Annotated in this window: 14 protein-coding genes; 4 read left to right on the top strand and 10 right to left on the bottom strand. The window is 36.3% G+C overall.

Annotation, left to right across the window (positions count from 1 at the left end; genetic code table 11):
- Window positions 1-436: SpoIIE family protein phosphatase (locus M9949_13005; GenBank protein ID MCO5252319.1), on the top strand; the 436-nt coding region annotated here is incomplete at its 5' end.
- Window positions 437-617: 181 nt separating this feature from the next.
- Here the strand turns inward: M9949_13005 and M9949_13000 are convergent.
- The gene (locus tag M9949_13000; protein ID MCO5252318.1) at window positions 618-2972 is read right to left on the bottom strand and encodes a molybdopterin-dependent oxidoreductase; all 2355 of its coding nucleotides are present in this window, start codon (window positions 2970-2972) and stop codon (window positions 618-620) included.
- A 3-nt stretch (window positions 2973-2975) separates the two neighbouring features.
- Window positions 2976-3422: a (2Fe-2S)-binding protein gene (locus M9949_12995; protein MCO5252317.1), complete on the bottom strand. Its 447-nt coding sequence runs from the start codon at window positions 3420-3422 to the stop codon at window positions 2976-2978.
- A gap of 118 nt (window positions 3423-3540) precedes the next feature.
- Between M9949_12995 and M9949_12990 the strand changes: the two genes are divergently transcribed.
- A complete protein-coding gene (locus M9949_12990; GenBank protein ID MCO5252316.1) occupies window positions 3541-3744 on the top strand; it encodes a SpoIIE family protein phosphatase in 204 nt (67 codons plus the stop codon).
- A gap of 95 nt (window positions 3745-3839) precedes the next feature.
- Here M9949_12990 and M9949_12985 read toward each other — a convergent pair whose 3' ends face one another.
- From M9949_12985 to M9949_12975, 3 genes are all read right to left on the bottom strand, one after another.
- Window positions 3840-4838, bottom strand: coding sequence for an AraC family transcriptional regulator (locus M9949_12985; protein MCO5252315.1), 999 nt, complete (start codon window positions 4836-4838; stop codon window positions 3840-3842).
- Between the two features lie 87 nt (window positions 4839-4925).
- Window positions 4926-7079 carry a T9SS type A sorting domain-containing protein gene (locus tag M9949_12980; GenBank protein ID MCO5252314.1) on the bottom strand — a complete coding sequence of 718 codons (2154 nt, stop codon included), beginning with the start codon at window positions 7077-7079 and terminating at the stop codon, window positions 4926-4928.
- Window positions 7076-7615, bottom strand: coding sequence for an RNA polymerase sigma factor (locus M9949_12975; GenBank protein MCO5252313.1), 540 nt, complete (start codon window positions 7613-7615; stop codon window positions 7076-7078). The genes M9949_12980 and M9949_12975 overlap by 4 nt, the downstream gene beginning before the upstream one ends.
- A 173-nt stretch (window positions 7616-7788) precedes the next feature.
- On the opposite strand from M9949_12975, the gene M9949_12970 reads away from it, so the two are divergent.
- Window positions 7789-8379, top strand: a complete 591-nt coding sequence (locus M9949_12970; protein ID MCO5252312.1) for a peptidylprolyl isomerase — start codon at window positions 7789-7791, stop codon at window positions 8377-8379.
- A complete protein-coding gene (locus M9949_12965; GenBank protein MCO5252311.1) occupies window positions 8379-8885 on the top strand; it encodes a peptidylprolyl isomerase in 507 nt (168 codons plus the stop codon). The genes M9949_12970 and M9949_12965 overlap by 1 nt, the downstream gene beginning before the upstream one ends.
- A gap of 79 nt (window positions 8886-8964) precedes the next feature.
- Here the strand turns inward: M9949_12965 and M9949_12960 are convergent, their stop codons facing one another.
- The 5 genes from M9949_12960 to M9949_12940 form a co-directional block, all read right to left on the bottom strand.
- Window positions 8965-11031 (bottom strand): T9SS type A sorting domain-containing protein, encoded by a 2067-nt coding sequence (locus M9949_12960; GenBank protein ID MCO5252310.1) that lies wholly within the window; start codon window positions 11029-11031, stop codon window positions 8965-8967.
- A gap of 542 nt (window positions 11032-11573) precedes the next feature.
- Window positions 11574-12878, bottom strand: a complete 1305-nt coding sequence (locus tag M9949_12955) for a metallophosphoesterase family protein (protein MCO5252309.1) — start codon at window positions 12876-12878, stop codon at window positions 11574-11576.
- Window positions 12879-12924: 46 nt separating this feature from the next.
- Complete coding sequence (locus M9949_12950; protein MCO5252308.1) at window positions 12925-13875, bottom strand: hypothetical protein; 951 nt, start codon at window positions 13873-13875, stop codon at window positions 12925-12927.
- 73 nt (window positions 13876-13948) lie between these two features.
- Window positions 13949-15235 (bottom strand): hypothetical protein, encoded by a 1287-nt coding sequence (locus tag M9949_12945; GenBank protein ID MCO5252307.1) that lies wholly within the window; start codon window positions 15233-15235, stop codon window positions 13949-13951.
- 16 nt (window positions 15236-15251) lie between these two features.
- Window positions 15252-18164, bottom strand: coding sequence for a TonB-dependent receptor (locus tag M9949_12940; GenBank protein ID MCO5252306.1), 2913 nt, complete (start codon window positions 18162-18164; stop codon window positions 15252-15254).
- Between the last annotated feature and the right edge of the window lie 70 nt (window positions 18165-18234).

The following is an 18234-nucleotide window of genomic DNA, read 5'->3' as shown; positions in this document are numbered from 1 at the left end:
TGAAGTATTAAATCAAAAATTAGCTGAAAACAATATTCGCGACGGAATGGAAGTAGCGCTAATTGCCATTCATCAAGATAAGATTAAGTTTTCAGGTGCCGGTCGACCGCTCTACTTAAAAAATGGAACATTAGAAATCATCAAAACCGACAAACGCGGCATTGCAGGTAGTACCAAAAATGATGAATACCAATTCAATTCTGTTGAAATCGAAAAATCAGAAAATATAACACTCTACCTCACCACCGACGGATTTGCCGACCAAATGAACGAAGACGGCAAAAAATTCAGCACCCGCCGCTTTTTGGCATTACTCGAATCAATTGCCGATAAGCCACTATCGGAACAATATAAAATATTAAACAATGAACTGATTGCTCACCAAGGCGACAAGCACCAAATTGATGACATAACAATAATAGGAGTGAGGATATGAGAAATATGATAATACTATCCGTAATATTTTTTGCTGTGAATACTTAGCAACAAACAAGCTACATATTTAAAACACCCAAAATCAGTAATCTAAGAAATAACTAAGGCTATGATGTTAAATAAATAGATTAAGCAACTTATAACTTTAATTTCTATAAATAATTATTTCAAGTGAAATGTTCTCATTTACTTAATTTAATCAATTTGTTCGAGAATAATATATTTTTGTCCATTTTGATTGTTAGAATATAAGCTCCCGATATCAATTTGCTTAGGTTTAGTTGCTCGTTTATTCTATTATGATAGTATTCTTTTTGTCTTGAAAAAACTCTATTGCCTAAAATATCAAAAACAGAAAATTCGTACTTACCGAATTGACTCGTGGATATATCAAATTCTACATTTACGAAGTCTTCAAAAGGATTGGGATAAATATTGATATTTGATTGATAAATTTTGTCATCATAATTATGGCTTGTATGCAGCGAAGTATGTTTAATTGGCAATCGCTTAATCCTGATTTTGCAAGCATCATAGATAGCATTACATAACGCAGGGCTAACTGAAGGAAAGCCAAGCTCGCCAATGCCCCCGGGAGATTCATTACTTGGGAAAATATGAACTTCAATATTTGGTGATTCACGCATAGTTAGCCATTGGAAATTGTGAAAACCGGACTGTTCAATCCGTCCATTTTTTATAGTAATTTCCGATTTTATTGCAGTTGATAACCCATCAATTGCAGAGCCGACAAATTGTGCTTCAATATTTCCCGGATTAATAGCAATGCCACAATCTAAAGCAGCTACTACTCTTTCAACTTTTAATATACCTAAATTCGAGACAGATACTTCTACAACGTGAGCAGCAAAGCTCCCATACGCAACATTACACGCAATACCCCGTCCCCAATTATCAGGTAGTTTTTTGCTCCACTCAGCTTTTTCTGCTACAAGTTCTATGACTCTTTTCAATCTTGAGTTTGTTGTAATATTTAGACGAAATTCCAAAGGGTCGGCATTAGCAAGTATAGCCAGTTCATCCATAAGAGATTCATTTACAAAAACTACCTGACTACTATTGACCGAGCGCCAAGGTCCGGTTGGTATTGAATAATTACGAGACGAGCTTAGATTTTGTATGTTCGGCACTTGAAAGCTTGGATTAGAGCCATTAACCGAACCTTGAGAGGCAACTTTGTGTATCCAGCCGGTAATTTTGCCGCTATTATCAATACCTGCTTTTACAGAGTGTATGCTCATACTACGATAGTAATCATTACGGATGCAGTCTGCTTTAGTGTAGAAAAGTTTAATTGGATAACCGGACAATTTTGAAATTCTTGCTGCCATTTCAACAAAGTCATTAATATGCCCTCTTCCAAAACCGCCGCCAGCAAGTAAAACATTCACTGTAACGTCGCTTTGAGCCAATCCAACTGCACCAGCTACCCTTGTTCTTGCATTTTGAGGATTCTGTGTAATTGTCCAAACGTCACATTTATCATCATGATAATGAGCAAATGAATTCATTGGTTCCATTGTCGCGTGAGCCAGCAACGGAACTTCATAAACGGACTCTACTGTTTTGGAAGTATTCAGAGGTAAAGACGGAAGATTGCCAATGGTATTAATTAACTCTTGGGTAATAATTCGGCTGTCTTTCGTTGAAATTGGTCCGGGATTCCATTCTGCATTGATTGAGTCTGATGCTGATAATGCAATATAAGTGCTTTCGGCAACAACAGCCAAGCCTTGTGGTATTTGATAGGACGCAATATATCCGTCAATGTTTTTTGCTTTAGTATCGTCAAACGACTTTAATGATCCGCCAATCTCAGTAGGTCTAAGCACAACAGCATATTTCATACCTTCCATTCTAAAGTCAGAACCAAAAATTGCTTTTCCGGTTACTATATCAGGATTATCAATGTGCCACTTAGTTTTACCAATTATTTTAAATTCAGATGGTTGCTTCAATTTGACTGAAGAGGCAGGAGGTACCGGTAAAGTTGAAGCTATATCAATCAACTCAGAGTATGGAACACTGCGCTGACCATCAATTTCATAAACATAACTTTTTTCGGTTCTACATTTATCAATCGGAATTTGCCAGAGCTGAGCTGCAGAAGCCAAAAGCAACATTCTTGCTTGCGCCCCCGCAGTTCTTAAAATATCCCAAAAAACTCTCATACTTGTGCTTCCCCCGGTTGATTGATTGCCATATTTGCTATCTCCAACAGCATTGACTGGCAATATCAAATCCCAGTCAGCATCTAACTCCTCTGCTGTTATCATCGAGAGGGAGGTTCTTACTCCTTGCCCAAGTTCAGAGCGAGGAATAGTGATGACTATTTTATTGTCTTCTCTAATTTCAAGCCAAATATTTGGTTCAATCGAGAATGCATTTTTCTCTTTATCGAAGTCCTTAATTTGGGAAAATAAACTTGTAGCTGTGAAAACGCCTGAAACAACTCCACCAATTCCCAAAGCAGTACCTAATGCAAATCTGCGTCTTCCATTATCAATATTTTTCATTTTTTACCCCTTTGCCGCTAAATGAATTGCCTGACGTATTTTATTATAAGTACCGCAGCGACAAATATTATTCGACATTGCAGTATCAATATCGTCATCCGTTGGATTAGGTTTTTGATTTAGTAAGTCTTGGGCTGTGATTATTTGCCCGGGTTGGCAATAGCCACATTGGGATACACCAATATCAACCCACGCTTGTTGCAATTTATTAAGCCCTTCAGGCGAAAGTCCTTCAATTGTGATAATCTTGCTATTTTCTAGACTTGAAACTGGAAAAATGCAACTACGCTCTGCTCTTCCATCTATTAAAACCGCACAGGTACCACAAACACCAATGCCACAGCCATACTTAGTTCCCAGCAGCCCGAGCTCATCGCGAAGCACCCATAATAGAGGTGTTTCAGTTGATGATTTCACATTATATTCTTGGTTGTTGATGTTTAGTATCATTTTTATTCCAAATTATATATATAATCAAAAATACAAAATAAGTTGGAAATCAAAATGAAAATTTATTGATGAATACCAATTCAATTCTGTTGAAATCGAAAAAGCAGAGAATATTACACTGTATCTTACTACCGACGGATTTGCCGACCAAATGAACGAAGACGGCAAAAAATTCAGCACACGCCGCTTTTTAGCTCTGCTTGAATCAATTGCCGATAACCCAATTTCCGAACAAAACGCGATACTAGAAAATGAATTCAACAATCATCGCTGCAATCGCGAACAAATTGATGATGTAACGATAGTTGGAGTGAAGATATGAAGTGATTGATAATACACTCAAAGGTATAGTTATAGTGTTACCTATAACTATACCTTTTGAGGTGATGAGATTCCATTTGCTTTAAAATATTAAAATTAAAGCGGCTTTACCGGTACACAAATTTCAATAAAATGCTTTTTTTCGGGATGAGATTCAGGGTCATTCAGATAATTCTCGAAACAAACACCTTCCGCACATTGATATCCACTCTGAGGAAGCCAACCGGCGAATACTGCATCCCATGCCGCACCGTATTGGTCAGGTGTAATTTCAAAATACGCCACCGCATACTTACCCTTGTCAATTACCATTTTACCAATTTCTCCATCCACTGTTGTATCCGGTGGGACTGTCAGGCACACGCTGAGGCGAAGTTTTTCCTCCTCTGTAATGTCGGGATTGTCATGATACACTGACATCATCTTAGTTTCAGGAAACCTAATTAGATTTCGCGGACCAGCCCAATTCATCAATTTCCCAAACAAGTTTCCAAATAGTTCGCTATTTCCGGCATAAGGTCCGATGTGCCTAATATAAGCAACGGTCATTTCGGGAAGCTCTTTTACTTCCACTTTAGCTTTCAATCCATTTTCATTAGACATTGCAATACTCCAAATATTTTTTGAAAAATCGTCATTTACGACCTTATAAAAGTAATCAGTTTCATCAACGACAATTTTGCTTTTCTTGCTTTTGATTTGACTTATCTTGCTAAAATTTTCATTCATTTTACCATTATTATTGGCTAAGGTTTGACGCCAATCGCTCGGACTTGTATTGAAATACTTACGAAATTCTCGCGAAAATTGTGATGCTCCACCAAATCCCGTTTCGAAAGCCACGTCAAGAATAGTTTTATGAGGGTGATTGATTAAAATGTCTGCCGCACGCTCTAATCGAATTCGTCGTATAAACTGATTCAGTGGCTCTTTGACAATTGATGCGAAAACTCTGTGGAAATGGAACTCTGAAAAATTAGCAACTGAAGCAAGTTTTTTGAGAGTTAGTTCCTCGTCTAAGTGCTTATCAATATAATCAATTACCCTGTTTATTCTCGAAATATATTCTTTTCTTAACTGTACTGATGATGACATATTTGTTTCTTACTATGTGAATCTATAATCAGTACAAAATTAGCTAAAATATTAAATATACACTTAAGAAATGTTCTCCATTTAATATTATTTGAACTTAAGCAATTTTTCAATAGCTGAATTTCCTTTTTCATCGCTGATTTTTATGAGATAAATGCTTTGTTCGGTATTTGAAATATCGAGACTTATTTGATTATTTCCAATGTTATAATCCTCGTAATCTTTTAGAGTGGCTATAAATTTGCCATCATAATTGTATAATTCGAATCTTAATCTACTATTGGCTTTTAATGCAAACCTAATGTGAAGTATATTATCTGTCATTGGGTTAGGATATAAACTGATTGATTTGAATAACTCATTGTAAAGTTTACAGATACCAAGATAAGAAGTCTCGCCCTTTAATGCCTCACAAGCATTTTCAGGTGATAAATAGCCATCTTCAACTTGTGAAATTATATCAAGCTCATGCAAAATTGGCGTTCTGTATCGTTCCGGTAATAACTGTGCGAATTTCTTACTCACATGATACCAAAAATCTACTTGGTTTTTAATTGTGTCACCGTCTTCATATTCCTCCCAACTGAAATGTACAGGTATCAAGTTCCCGTAAAGTGGTTTGTATTCGCCCAAGGAGTCCATTTTGATTAGATTATCCAATTCAATATATCCTCCAAAAGCAGAATCAAATTTCAATAATGGTGATTGAGATGTATGTGTAAACATGGCTTGTAATTTTTCGCCATCTTTATATTTTACTGATTGATATGTGATACATACAGCAGCTTTTTCTGACCAAACTTCGTAGTCCCAACCAGTATAAATCTCAGGTTCGATAACGATTCCACTTGGCTCGGGATCGAACATAATTAAATACGGTTTGGATTTAAGTAAGATATTTGCTTTAGTTGTATCGTAAGCAAACATTTCACTTATCATTTCCAAACCGCCGGGTGGAATATTGTCTTTGTTTACGTAATCCTCAAAATTGCATGATAATATATCGCCGCTACGGTTAATACCAATCTTTTCAGCCTCTTCAATAGTTAAAATCAGCTTTTCAATACCGGCAATTTGTTGGATTTCATCCACATCTTTATTTTGGAGCGATTCAATATTTGCAGGTGATTTTGCACAAACATTGCCAATTTCCTGAACAGCACTCTGGAATTGATTGTTAATTTTCACTAAATCAATTTCATCTTGCAAATCATTGAACAAGTGGTTATGATGATTGCGCTTGTATCTTTCAGGCAGCATTTTGATAAAATTATCAGTAGCAAGATAGGTCACAATTATATAGCCTGTAGTGTTTGAGGATTTAACTCTCAGACAAATAGGAATTGCTCCTTTCAAATCCCTGTTTTCCGTGGCATCGAAATATACTTTGATTGAATTCGCCTCTCCATCAGGTCCCAATTTTTGGCGCAAATCCGATTGAAGATTCCCGCCTATTACGGTATTATTCGCAATGATTTTGGGTAATTTAATCAAACTTGTACCAAATGATGTTGTGAAGAAGCTTAAATTTGCGCCATTACCTTTATGAATTTGTAAAACTTCCGGAAAAATCCCGGGTGATTTGGTCATATCCCAATCAGGATTGCTCAAAATACTTACTTGTGAAAATCCTGTATCATTCACTAAATGTATCAGTCTAACCATACCCTTCTTGGGGTATCCGAAATCACTTATGTTTTTGAATTTTCTTGGGTCGTAGCTGGGAAAGATTGATTCCGTCAAAAACAGGTAGCCGCAATCAACTTTTTTGATATTAATTCTCTCAAGTTCCTCATCTGTCAAAACGAGAACATCAATTGAATCAATATTTTCACTTTTTGTGTCTTCAGCATAATAGTGAAATCTAATGTCAGTCTTTTCTGTCAATGAATTGTTTGATGATGACAACATATCTGAAGTTCTTACGCTTGCTAAATCATCGCTCGTGCTTAAATTTGCTTGCGGTGAATTAGATTGCTTTTTTTCTATTGAGGTAGAATAATCAGCTGTTATCGAGCTTTCTTTGATATTTTCTGACTTTTGCATAAAAGTCAAGTTTAGAGCTATTATTATTAATGCAGCTATGATACTCATAGTAAGTATTCCCTTTTTATTTAAAAATTTGAATTTATTGCTTTTATCAATTTCAGTAAGTCGATTTCTGATATACGTATCCTCAAGTGGGAAAGGTGGAATTTCCGTTTTGGACATTTCCTCGAATAATTTATCTAATTTTTTCATTTGACCCTCTTTGAGTTATGATTTATGATTTCATCGCTTGTTTTGATTTCTAAACTCATCAACAATTTAAGCTGAATTTTCCCTCGATACAATCTTTGCTTCAAAGTTTCAAGTTTGGTATTCTGAATTTCCGAAGCGAGATTCTGAGAGTATCCCAAAATATTACATAGCACAATTGCTTCTTTTTGCTCAATCGGTAATTTGTCTAATGCTTTGTAAAGTAACTTTATCTCGTAAATACTGTCCGGTTGTAGTTCTTCAGATTCGATTAAATCAAAGTAATCATCTGATACTATTTCAGTTCTTTTTCTCTTCACAAATCTTGCATGATTGAGCCTCGAAGCTATCGAAAACATCCATGATAAAAATGTCCTACTTTCTTTTAGCTTGTCAAACTCCTTGTAAGCCGTTTCAATCGTATCCTGAAGCAAATCTTTCGCATCCTCATAAGTAGGGGAGACCGAGATACAAAACCTCCATAAATTTTTCTTTAGAGGTTCAAATTCACTTAAAAACTTGTCTTGTTTGCTTTTCATTTAAATTCGTTTTCGTATTACTAACAGTAAGAGTGTTAAAATAGAAAAAAGGTGACAATTCCGAATCACTTTTTTTATTTTTCTTTTTCACTAAGCAATTTTCAAATAGATTTATATGATTTTCTTGTTAATTCGTCATACTGTTTTTGTTTAACTATAAGGTACTATATATTATGATTAAAATATTTGCAATTATCTCAGCCGTGCTTTTTATGAACGTTCTTGTGAGCTTCTCGCAGGACACTCCCGTCAAGGGACCGCAATACGAAATTACTGTCAAACAAATATCTACTGAAAATGGCACAGCTACTGAATTGGGCAAAATTGTAATCGAACTCATGCCTGACGTAGCACCTTTGCATGTCAAGAATTTTGATAGCCTTGTGGCAGCGAAAGCTTATGACGGCACAGCTTTTCACCGTGTAATTCCAAATTTCATGATTCAAGGTGGCGACCCGAATTCAAAAAGTAAGCCACGTAACACTTGGGGAATGGGCGACCCGAGCCAAGCACGTGTAAAAGCTGAATTTAATTCGGTAAAACACGAACGCGGTATCGTCTCGATGGCTCGCAGCAACGACCCAAATAGTGCTTCTTCACAGTTTTTTATCATGCACGGCAACTCACCTCATCTTGATGGAAAATATACCGCTTTTGGCAAAACTGTCAGCGGCTTAGATGTAGTTGATAAAGTTGTTGCAGCTAAGAGAAACGGTGAAAGCCCAATTGATAAAATTGAAATGACTGTTAGGAAGTTGAAATAATGTCCGAAAATACGAATCCAAAATATATAATAAAAGTCGCTACTAAAGGCGAAGAACTCGGCACTATCACTGTTGAAACATTACCTGAGATTGCTCCTAAGCATTCTGCTAATTTTGAAGATTTGGTTACTTCCGGTGCTTATAATGGAACAGCATTTCACCGTGTTATACCGGGATTTATGATTCAAGGCGGCGACCCGAATTCGAAGGATAAAGCTCGTGATACTTGGGGTTATGGTGACCCGAATCAAAAGAAAGTTCCTGCTGAATTTAACAGCACTTCCCACAAACGCGGGATAATCTCAGCTGCAAGGTCACAAGACCCCAATAGCGCCTCATCTCAATTTTTCATTTGTGTCGCTGATGCAACTTTTCTTGATGGTCAATATACCGTATTCGGTCGCGTTACCGAAGGTATGGATATAGCCGACAAAATTGTTGATGCTCCGCGAGACCGAAGTGATAATCCTTATGACAAAATTGAAATGACTATTGAGAAATTATAATCGCAAAATTATAATCGCAAAAAGGCTGTCCAAATGGGCAGCCTTTTTTTTGATTTTCCGCAGAGATAGCTCAATCAAATCATCTATAAACAACAAATTTCTTGGAAATTTTACCGTATTGAATGAAGTAAATTCCCGAAGGTAAAGTTGAGATATCTATTCGTTGAGTGGACTGGTCAAGCATTGTCTCTACAGACATGATTTCAATCCCAAGCATATCAAATATCTGCACCTTTTCAGATGGACTCCACTTTGAAAGTGGAGTCCATCTTTCAAGTGTAATTGTGATGAAATCGCTTGCAGGACTTGGATAAACTGTCAAATTATCTGCCGAAAGATTGTCTTCGACGCTAGTAATTTTATTCAAGTCGAAGCTCCATCCCCCAAATCCTTCGGTTCCTGCTAATAGTGTAGAACCGGAAATATGCAAACTAACCACTTTGGCATCATTTAATTCCGTTCCTAAATTCGTCCAACTTTCACCGGAATCAGATGAAACAAATACGCCATTACCATAGTTCGCAGCAAAAACATAAGTATCATAAGATAAAAGTACCATAATATCATTATTCGTAAGACCGGAATTGACCTGAACCCAATTGTTACCATTGTCTGCAGAACGGAAAACTCCACTACTTGTTCCGATAAATATATCTGTGCCATGAGAACAAATACTTTTCACATTTAAATTTGTTAAACCAGTGTTAGATGTTTCCCAAGTTTGACCATCATCACTCGAAATAAATATTCCTGAAACGCTTGTTCCTGCAAAGATAAGATTATCAATCTTTGTTAAACAATAGATTCTTTGTCCGGTTAAAGTTGTTACAGTCCAAGTATCGCCGTTGTCTTCAGAAACATAAATTCCACCACCCCAAGTACCTGCAAACAATTTATCACCAATTTTTTTGATTGTAACGATGCTCATATGCACCAAACCTTCATTGTAACCACCGGCATCTTCCCAAGTTTCACCCTTGTCTGAAGAGCGGTAAACACCACCTTGGTCCCAAGTACCTGCATACATATTATCACCTGATGATTCCAAACATGTTACTGCATTATTATACTTGTGTGAAAAGAAGGATTCCCATTTAATATTATCCTTCTTGGAACGATAAATACCACCACCCCACATAGAGGCATAAATATACTCATCGTTAGATACGAATGAAGAAATATATGCATCACTTCCGTTGAAACTTGTTTGTTCCCAAGTTGTTCCTTCGTCCGATGAAACCCAAACTCCATTTCCACCTGTACCAACAAATATTTTACCATTCAAAAATCTTATTTTCCCAATAAAAAAACTCTTCAATCCCGTTTGAGCCCAAGTCATTCCATTATCGGTGGATACAAATACACCATCACCATTAGTACCGGCATACAGTTTTTCACCATAATATGCAATTGAATATATGCCAAGATTTGTTAATCCCGTATTCATTTCTGTCCATGTATCACCATTGTCAGTAGAACCAAATATTCCCAAGTTAAATGTACCAACATAAATATTTTGTCCGAATGATTCAAAGCACCTTACATTGAATTTATTAGTTAATCCATTTTCAACAGCACTCCAATTATCACCATTATTCGTAGAACGAAAAACCCCGCCAATTGTTCCTGCGAATATGTTTGAACCGCTAACTCCAATTCTAAAAACAAATGCATTTGTTAGTCCGTTGTTGACAGATTCCCATTTTAATCCGTTATCTGACGTACGATATACCCCGGATCTGGTAGCTAAATACATATATTCATCAACGAAAGCAATATCATTAATTGTTTTATCTACCAGCTCGGTAGGTACTTCATTCCAGTTTTCACCTTTATCCGATGATATGAATATACCTCCACCCGATACCCTTGCATAGATAAATGAATCATTTGAAAATAAACTCACCGATGTATTATCAGGCAAACCATTACCTGTTTTAACCCAACTATCACCATCATCGGTTGACGAAAGGATACCTTCCGTTGCCCCAGCCACTATTTTATTATCAACTATTACCATTGAACTTACATAGCCACCATTAGGACCATTCGTACTTACCCACTGCGAATATCCCTTTACCGGAAAAATTAAACCCAATCCGATTAAAATCACAGATGTAAATAATGTCGTCAAAAATCTCTTCATAACAAAATCTCCCTAAAAATTGAAAAAAAAACATAATGTGAATTTCATACTTTAATAATAGAATATAATTGATTAATATGTTCTGCAGATATGTGAATAATTATTAATATTTTGATAATATGTCATTTACAATCCCAAGAATCTCAAATAATAATTGAAAAACAGACTAATCACAAAAAGTACGGAGTATCAGAGTAAAAGCTGAATATTTTAAAGTACGAAGATGCAAGATTCGAAAAATAATACAATTCGGTTTAACTAACAATCAATCAGAAATTCATTAATTTTCTATATATTCGTTAATTCCAACTTTTTCAAACATATGAAAAAAAAATTAAACCGAACTACTTAAATATCAAAATACCAAATTTCACTATGTCTCTAAATGAATCTTAAATATCTTATCCGTCCGCAAAATATTATTATGTATGCCGAATAGCTTAGTATTGATGGAAGATTTATAGTTTTCGGTTGAGTTTTAATCGCAAAAAAGGCTGTCCAAATGGGCAGCCTTTGATTTTGAAGTGTACAGATTTAGCTGCTTATTTTTTGAAGATTTTATAATTGTCCAATACTTGATTTTCAATTCCAATCGCTTTTAAATCAATTGAATCTTTGCTTACTTCAATCAGCCAAACATGTAAATCTTTCGATGCGAAGCCACCTTTCAGGAACCATCTTGTTGTATCGGGTTCTCTCAGAGGTGCACCCAAACCGCCTTCGCCAATGTATGTAATCCCGGATTTATTATCAACTTTTCCGCTACGAATAGGTGCTGTGCGCTTAAGACTATGACCATCTGATTCAATAACTAAGTCCACATTATTCTTTTCAATAACGGGAACCCAATTTTCTCTAACGCGTTTAAACTTGTAATTTTCCGGGTCTTTTACAGCCGGAAAAGCAGGTTTGTGATAATTTACTAATAACCACCTTGATTCAGAACGCTTCTTCGGGAATTCCTCCTGCATCCATTCAAGCTGAACGCCTGTCAGGGAAATTTCGGTATTTAAAGTTATGAGCGAAATATCATTTGTAACTTTTGAACTGTAATAATAGCTGAAAGCTATTTGTTCATTGATATTATTCTCCCCAAGATAGAAGTTCTCAATAAAGCCAATTTCAGTATCATGATTACCCATAGAGACAAAATATGGTAGAAGTCTGTTATCTTCGGGTATGGAATATTTCATATCATCGAAGAACCAGTACAGATGTCGCCAGTCAGCCGTTGTACCGAAATCGGCACCGTGTATCATAGCATAAATATCAGGATTTGTCTTAATTAATCCTCCGATAAGTTTCATCACATTCTGACGGTCAATATGTGGAGTTCTGCCTGCATATCGGGGTTTGTCACCACCAAGTCGTGAATCGCCACCTGCGACAAATTTAATTGTTTCAATTTCATCAGGTGCTGTTATAAAATAATACTCATCGGAAAACTGTCCGTCATTTTCAAGTGAGAAATAATATTTTGTATTTGGCTTTAGCTCGTTTAGTTCAACATGATAATAATAAGCTTCGGGGACTCTTTCCTGAAAATCCATTTTTTTTATCGTAACTTTCCCAAATCTTGATGCATCGGTCACAATACTATATTTTGAATTGCTTCCTTTTCGGCTCACAGTATCATAATGTACTTTTCCATGCTCACTTTGCATGAGATTATTCCATGATATAACAGCATGGTTCATGGGATTTTCAACCCAAACTACTCTTGGGAAAATCGGCTTTTTGTTAGAATCATCAATTTTGCTTGCTTCCTTATTGCACGAAATTAACAAAATTGATAATAAAATTGATACATAGAATAAATACTGTATTTTATTGGGTGAATATTTCATATTTTTTACTTTAAAATTGTTCGTTTATAATTATTATATTGACATACTATTTTTCACGGTAGTAATTTAGTGTGACATTAAGCGATTCATAACCTTGAACTTCGCTTGTAGTGTAGTATCCGGAATTTCTAAAGTCAAAGCAAATTGCTTCACCTTGCGGTTCCGGAATTAGCGGAAGACAAAGCGGATTTCGTTGGAAAGTATATTTTAGATGCTCAGTTCCATTTCTCTGCCAGTAATAAACTTTGATATAAGTTCTAACTAAAATTTCTTTGCCATCAGAGCTTATATCCGCCGCAGTTGCAGTATTAAATGGTAGTGTAGCAACATGAACCAATTCATTTATTTCATCACTGTATGGATAATTTGAGGTGAAAACTCTCGAAAATCCATCACGTTTGCTGATTATAAATAAGTCCATAGATATTGGGTCAACTATCAGCGATTCGGCGTCTTTAGCTCCATCCGGATATGTGAAGAATATATCCCGCTTGTGTTGTAATTCAATAATTTCTAAAGAACCGAATGTGACAACTTTGGGCTCTTCAATTTCAATCACCTTAATATTTGGTCTAATTGCTAAATTATCGCCGAAATCACCTATGTAAATATAAGATTTGCCATCTTTTGGGTTTTTCACGCACGCAATATCTTCCCAATCACGATTACCGCTCGTAACTCTGAATGTAGCAACCAAGTTTCCTATCGAATCTAAAAGAAATAGATTCGGTGCGTTACCGCTGTCATTATGTACCCAGTAATAGCCGGGATTATTGATGCTTGCAGCAATGCCTGAGATTTCCTCAAGGGGTGGTGATTGAATCTGATTTAGCGACTCACCCGTATGAAATAATTCATTGTTTACTTCGGTGCAATTCTCGGCAATTATGATTGCAAATTCATCCTCAGGAGCATCAAATGGAGAATCATCACACATTGTAAAAAGTATGATAATGCAAATTGCTGTTAATATTTTAAGAATATATTTTAATTTCATATTCGATATTGTATTTAAAAGAAAAGACTCTGCTTTTGTGGGGCAGAGTCTTTTTTTATAAGAGGAAAAGGAATTAGAAAGGATTGCCGCCACCTGCTGATGGGTAGCATCCAATATCCTTGCTTGGAGCAGGTGCACTTGTACCGTTAGCTGCGCTTGTAGGAGTAAATCCTGTGAAACCTTTGCCTAAAGCAGGTGAACCCGGCTTCAGTCTGAAGTTTTGCTCACCTTTAACATTAAGTTTTGCAAGGATGCCTTCTCTGAGCTGTGCTTCAGTATAGTCAACTGTGTAATTTACAAACATAGGGTCCTTATCACCGGGAGTTGCACTGTTGATATCGGTTGATTGAGGAACAGTTACACCTGCTGTAGGATAGAACTCATCAAGTAAGCTTTGGAATGTAGCATAATTGTAGTTATAACCATAAACAGTATTAACAGCATCAAAACCTTCAACCATTCTTGGTCCGAAACGGCAATTAACCATTAAGTTATTATATATTTGACCTCTTGCGCCTTCTTCAACATTGATTGAACCGCCACGACCTGCTTGTGCTCTTCTGTAACCTGAAGTAACGATTGTATTGTTGTAAATATCAATGTTTGTTTGGATAGTTTTGTCGCCGCCGTTACCTGTCTTAAGACCGTTAGTAGCGCTACCGATTATTAAATTGTAAGCCAAAATACCTACTGTGCCACCTTTGGCATTTAAACAATCACCGCCGGTTTCACCTTGGAATTCAACTAAATTGTAGCAGAAAGAAATTCTGCCGCCAAGTGGACGCCATAAGTCATCGGCAATACCGAAGAAATGACAATATTCAACGATATAATCACCATCTTGGTTGTCGTTCATAATAGTGTAGCGTGTGCTACCCGGATTTCTTAATACATAATCAGGATTAATCAACTCACCTGCAGGACCACCTGTGTATTCGATATCACAATAACGCAATACCATTTTGTCGCAAGTTTGGTAGCATTGAATACCGCCCCAATATCCGCGAGCAAAATTGTCAATTCCTTTTTTGGAATCGTCAACAGTCATAATGATTCTTTTTTGTGGAGTTCCTTCGGCAATCAAACGACCGAATACAGCGATTTCAGGGCTTGAACCTTGAATACCGTCACCATCAAAAATCAATTTTACGCCCGGCTTAATTGTAAGAGTCTTTCCGATTGGAATAATCAGATTATCAGTTACAATATACGTTCCTTCTTCAAGTACGCCCTCGATATTACCACCTAAATTTTCAGGCTCTTTATTATCCGGACCGGTTGTCTTATTGTCATCGCCGCAAGATGTCAAAGCAACAAACAAAGTAAATGCTAAAAGCATGAGTATTTTCGATAACTTCATGTTATCTCCTATATAATTAATTGAACAAATATTTAATTCCAATTTGCATATTTCTGCCAAAAATATTTCTTCTGGCAAAAGTCTCTTCTCTCGGATTATCCTGAAAAGGCATATCTACTCCAAGGTCAACAAGAGGTCTTTTGACATAGAATTCTCTCGGTGTATCTAATAAATTCCTTGACTTAAAGTAAAGTGTGTATTTCCCGAATTGTTTCTCGGCAGAAAAATCTAAGTTAATCTGCGGACGCTGCCACCAGTCAAGCTTATACTCAGGTGCAACAAACACAATTCTTTCACCTTGATAATTTAAGTCAACTTGAGCATCAAGCCCAATCTCTTGATTTTTGTATAATATAGAAAAGTTGAACAAATGGTCTGTCTGACCTTGGAGTGGTCTTGTTTCATTTCTGATAATATTTGTCAAATCTCCAACTTTAACAGTTCCGGCTTCTATGTCTTGTCTCAATCTTCCTGATACATCCATATCTACAAGATACAAATTCTCTTCAGTTAATCTGAAGAAAAATCTTTTTTGTGATTCAATTTCTGAACTTGTATATGAATAGTTAATTCGGAAACCAATTTGGCTGATATATTTGGTGAATTCTAATTCTACACCATAATTATTGGCTTCATCAAAATTTTCAAAAGTAAATGTACCGCCTCCGATATATGCTCTCTCGATAGGATTTGTCAAATGTTTGTAAAACACACCAACAAAGATTTTATCCAATGCGGACGGGTAATATTCATATCTTAAATCAAAGTTATCGGCAACTGTGTTTTTGATATTAGGATTGCCCTGAAATTTTTCGCCGTCGGAGTTGATTTCAATCGCCGGAACAAATTCATAGAAGCTTGGACGAGCAAGTGCCTGATTATAGCTCAATCTCCAGTTCGTTTTCCTGTTTGGCATATATTTGATAAAAACACCCGGCAATATATTCAAATAATCCTGCGAACCTTTTGTATTTGCCGGTGACTGTGGACCACGGTAAGCCGCTGTTTCAAATGCAATATCAGTATATTCGGCTCTCACGCCGGCAGTTATTTCAAAATCACCGATTCTGCCTTTGCTTTGGAAAAATGCGGCACCAACAAGTTCATTAATCGTATATTCATTTGTACTGCCGGTAGAACCATTTGGATTGAAAAGTCTGAAAAATGTGTTACGTATATCACCATTTCGAACATCGCCCTGATAGACATATTCTTGATTTCCGGGATACTCATTCTGGGAATTATTCAAATATGGTCTGAAAGTATATTGGTCGTAGAAATTTTCACGGTTTTTGTATCTTACTAAAGCACCAATTTTGTTCTCAAGTCTGAGCTCTGCCGTTCCTAAGGAAATAAATGATAATTGCTTGAGATTTGTTAGGAAATTTATGTCCTGGTCGGAGTTATAAGTAAATTCGCGGACATATTGATAATCATAATCCACTTTAATGTCGCCATGAACATTCAAATCATTGACATCTTTTCTGTTTAATCGCATAGTTGCTCTGTCGGGCTGATTTCTCGTAGCCAAAGCATAAGACAAAGACCAGTCCAACACATGATTTTTACCGAAATAATGGTCGCCGCGAACTGTAGAATTGTATATGTTTTGGTCAATTTGCTGTGAGAATAATTCATAGTCAACCGTGCGGACAAATGAAAGCCTGAAATAACTTGAATCAATCAAATACCAAGCTTCATTTTGTGATAAGTGCATAAATGCGTTATAAAGACTTATTCTGTGATTTGGATTGATATTGTAATCCAATTTATTATGAACACCAATTCTTGTATCGTGAATCGAATTCTCTCTTACATAGACATTGTCAAGTGTTGTTAATCCGGATTCACGCTCAGGGTCAATGTTTGAAGATGCAGAGTTTTGTCCGCGTGTAATGCTCTGATAGCTTAGCGCCAAAATAGCACCAAACTGTTTATCTCTACCAAATCTATCACCTATAGTAAAACCTGCTATTGCATTTGGATGAGCAGTTCTGTTTTCGAAAACAGAAGCTTGGAGAGGGAAATATTTGTTGACAATGTCATATTTTTCTTGTTTACCCAGATTTTCATTCCAATCCGTGATGTTTCCCGGGGAGCGACTTGACTGAACACTCGTGTTGAACCATAAGTAATCGCGGTCTAAAAACAAATCATTGTAACCTACGGCTGCATTTGCTTGAACGAGAAAATCATTCGGAGCATTTTTCATAATTAAATTCACTGTACCGCCAATTGCATCAGCTTCCATATCCGGTGTTACTGATTTGAAAACTTCAAGGCGTCCGATTAAGTCTGAAGGGAAAATATCAAGCGGGACAAATCTATTTTTGGGGTCGGGTGAGGGGATTTTTATACCATTTACTAAAGTATTGTTATATCGCTTATCCATACCTCTGATAATTGCGTATGAGCCCTCATTCGAGCCTTCTTCTTCTATAGATACACCGGGCATCTTTTGGATTAAAGTTGAAACAGTAATATCAGGCGATACACTTATTACACTCGAAGTCATAATATTTGATACACCGATATTCATTTTTTCGCTGGCTCTTGCACCTTCTTCAGATGATATGTCTTTATCCGCAAAAACAAAAATTTCATCTCCTTCTACGCTTCTTTCTTCAAGTTCGAAGTCAATATTTGCCAACCCAACACCTTTTACAGTAATCTGTTGTGAGCCCGGCTCATATCCTACATATGTTACTTTTAACGTGTATTCTCCGGGTTTGAGGTCCCTAATTCTGTATGAACCATTCAACCCGGCTATAGCACCTAAATTTGTGCCTTCAACTCTTATGTTTGCTCCAACAAGTGGATGTTTTGTTTGTTTGGACCTAATACTTCCGGTAATATCAATAGAGAAAGCTGAATAATTTAAAAATAAGACAAAAAACAAAAATAATAATAACCATTTAGATGTAATCATTTATTAATGAAAGTTTAAATTTAACATAATGTAAATGTAACATTTAAGTGTTATTTTATTATTTGTTTTG

The organism is Candidatus Kapaibacterium sp. (genome assembly GCA_023957315.1).
In the GTDB taxonomy this organism is placed as follows: Bacteria; Bacteroidota; Ignavibacteria; order Kapaibacteriales; family UBA2268; genus PGYU01.
This window is presented reverse-complemented; position numbering and strand designations above follow the sequence as displayed.

Coding starts and splice junctions, on each gene's coding strand:
- M9949_12945 (MCO5252307.1), bottom strand. CDS start 15,235: ATGAAGTTATCGAAAATACTCATGCTTTTAGCATTTACTTTGTTTGTT.
- M9949_13000 (MCO5252318.1), bottom strand. CDS start 2,972: ATGAAAAATATTGATAATGGAAGACGCAGATTTGCATTAGGTACTGCT.
- M9949_12940 (MCO5252306.1), bottom strand. CDS start 18,164: ATGATTACATCTAAATGGTTATTATTATTTTTGTTTTTTGTCTTATTT.
- M9949_12975 (MCO5252313.1), bottom strand. CDS start 7,615: ATGAAAAGCAAACAAGACAAGTTTTTAAGTGAATTTGAACCTCTAAAG.
- M9949_12955 (MCO5252309.1), bottom strand. CDS start 12,878: ATGAAATATTCACCCAATAAAATACAGTATTTATTCTATGTATCAATT.
- M9949_12965 (MCO5252311.1), top strand. CDS start 8,379: ATGTCCGAAAATACGAATCCAAAATATATAATAAAAGTCGCTACTAAA.
- M9949_12970 (MCO5252312.1), top strand. CDS start 7,789: ATGATTAAAATATTTGCAATTATCTCAGCCGTGCTTTTTATGAACGTT.
- M9949_12960 (MCO5252310.1), bottom strand. CDS start 11,031: ATGAAGAGATTTTTGACGACATTATTTACATCTGTGATTTTAATCGGA.
- M9949_12995 (MCO5252317.1), bottom strand. CDS start 3,422: ATGATACTAAACATCAACAACCAAGAATATAATGTGAAATCATCAACT.
- M9949_12980 (MCO5252314.1), bottom strand. CDS start 7,079: ATGAAAAAATTAGATAAATTATTCGAGGAAATGTCCAAAACGGAAATT.
- M9949_12950 (MCO5252308.1), bottom strand. CDS start 13,875: ATGAAATTAAAATATATTCTTAAAATATTAACAGCAATTTGCATTATC.
- M9949_12985 (MCO5252315.1), bottom strand. CDS start 4,838: ATGTCATCATCAGTACAGTTAAGAAAAGAATATATTTCGAGAATAAAC.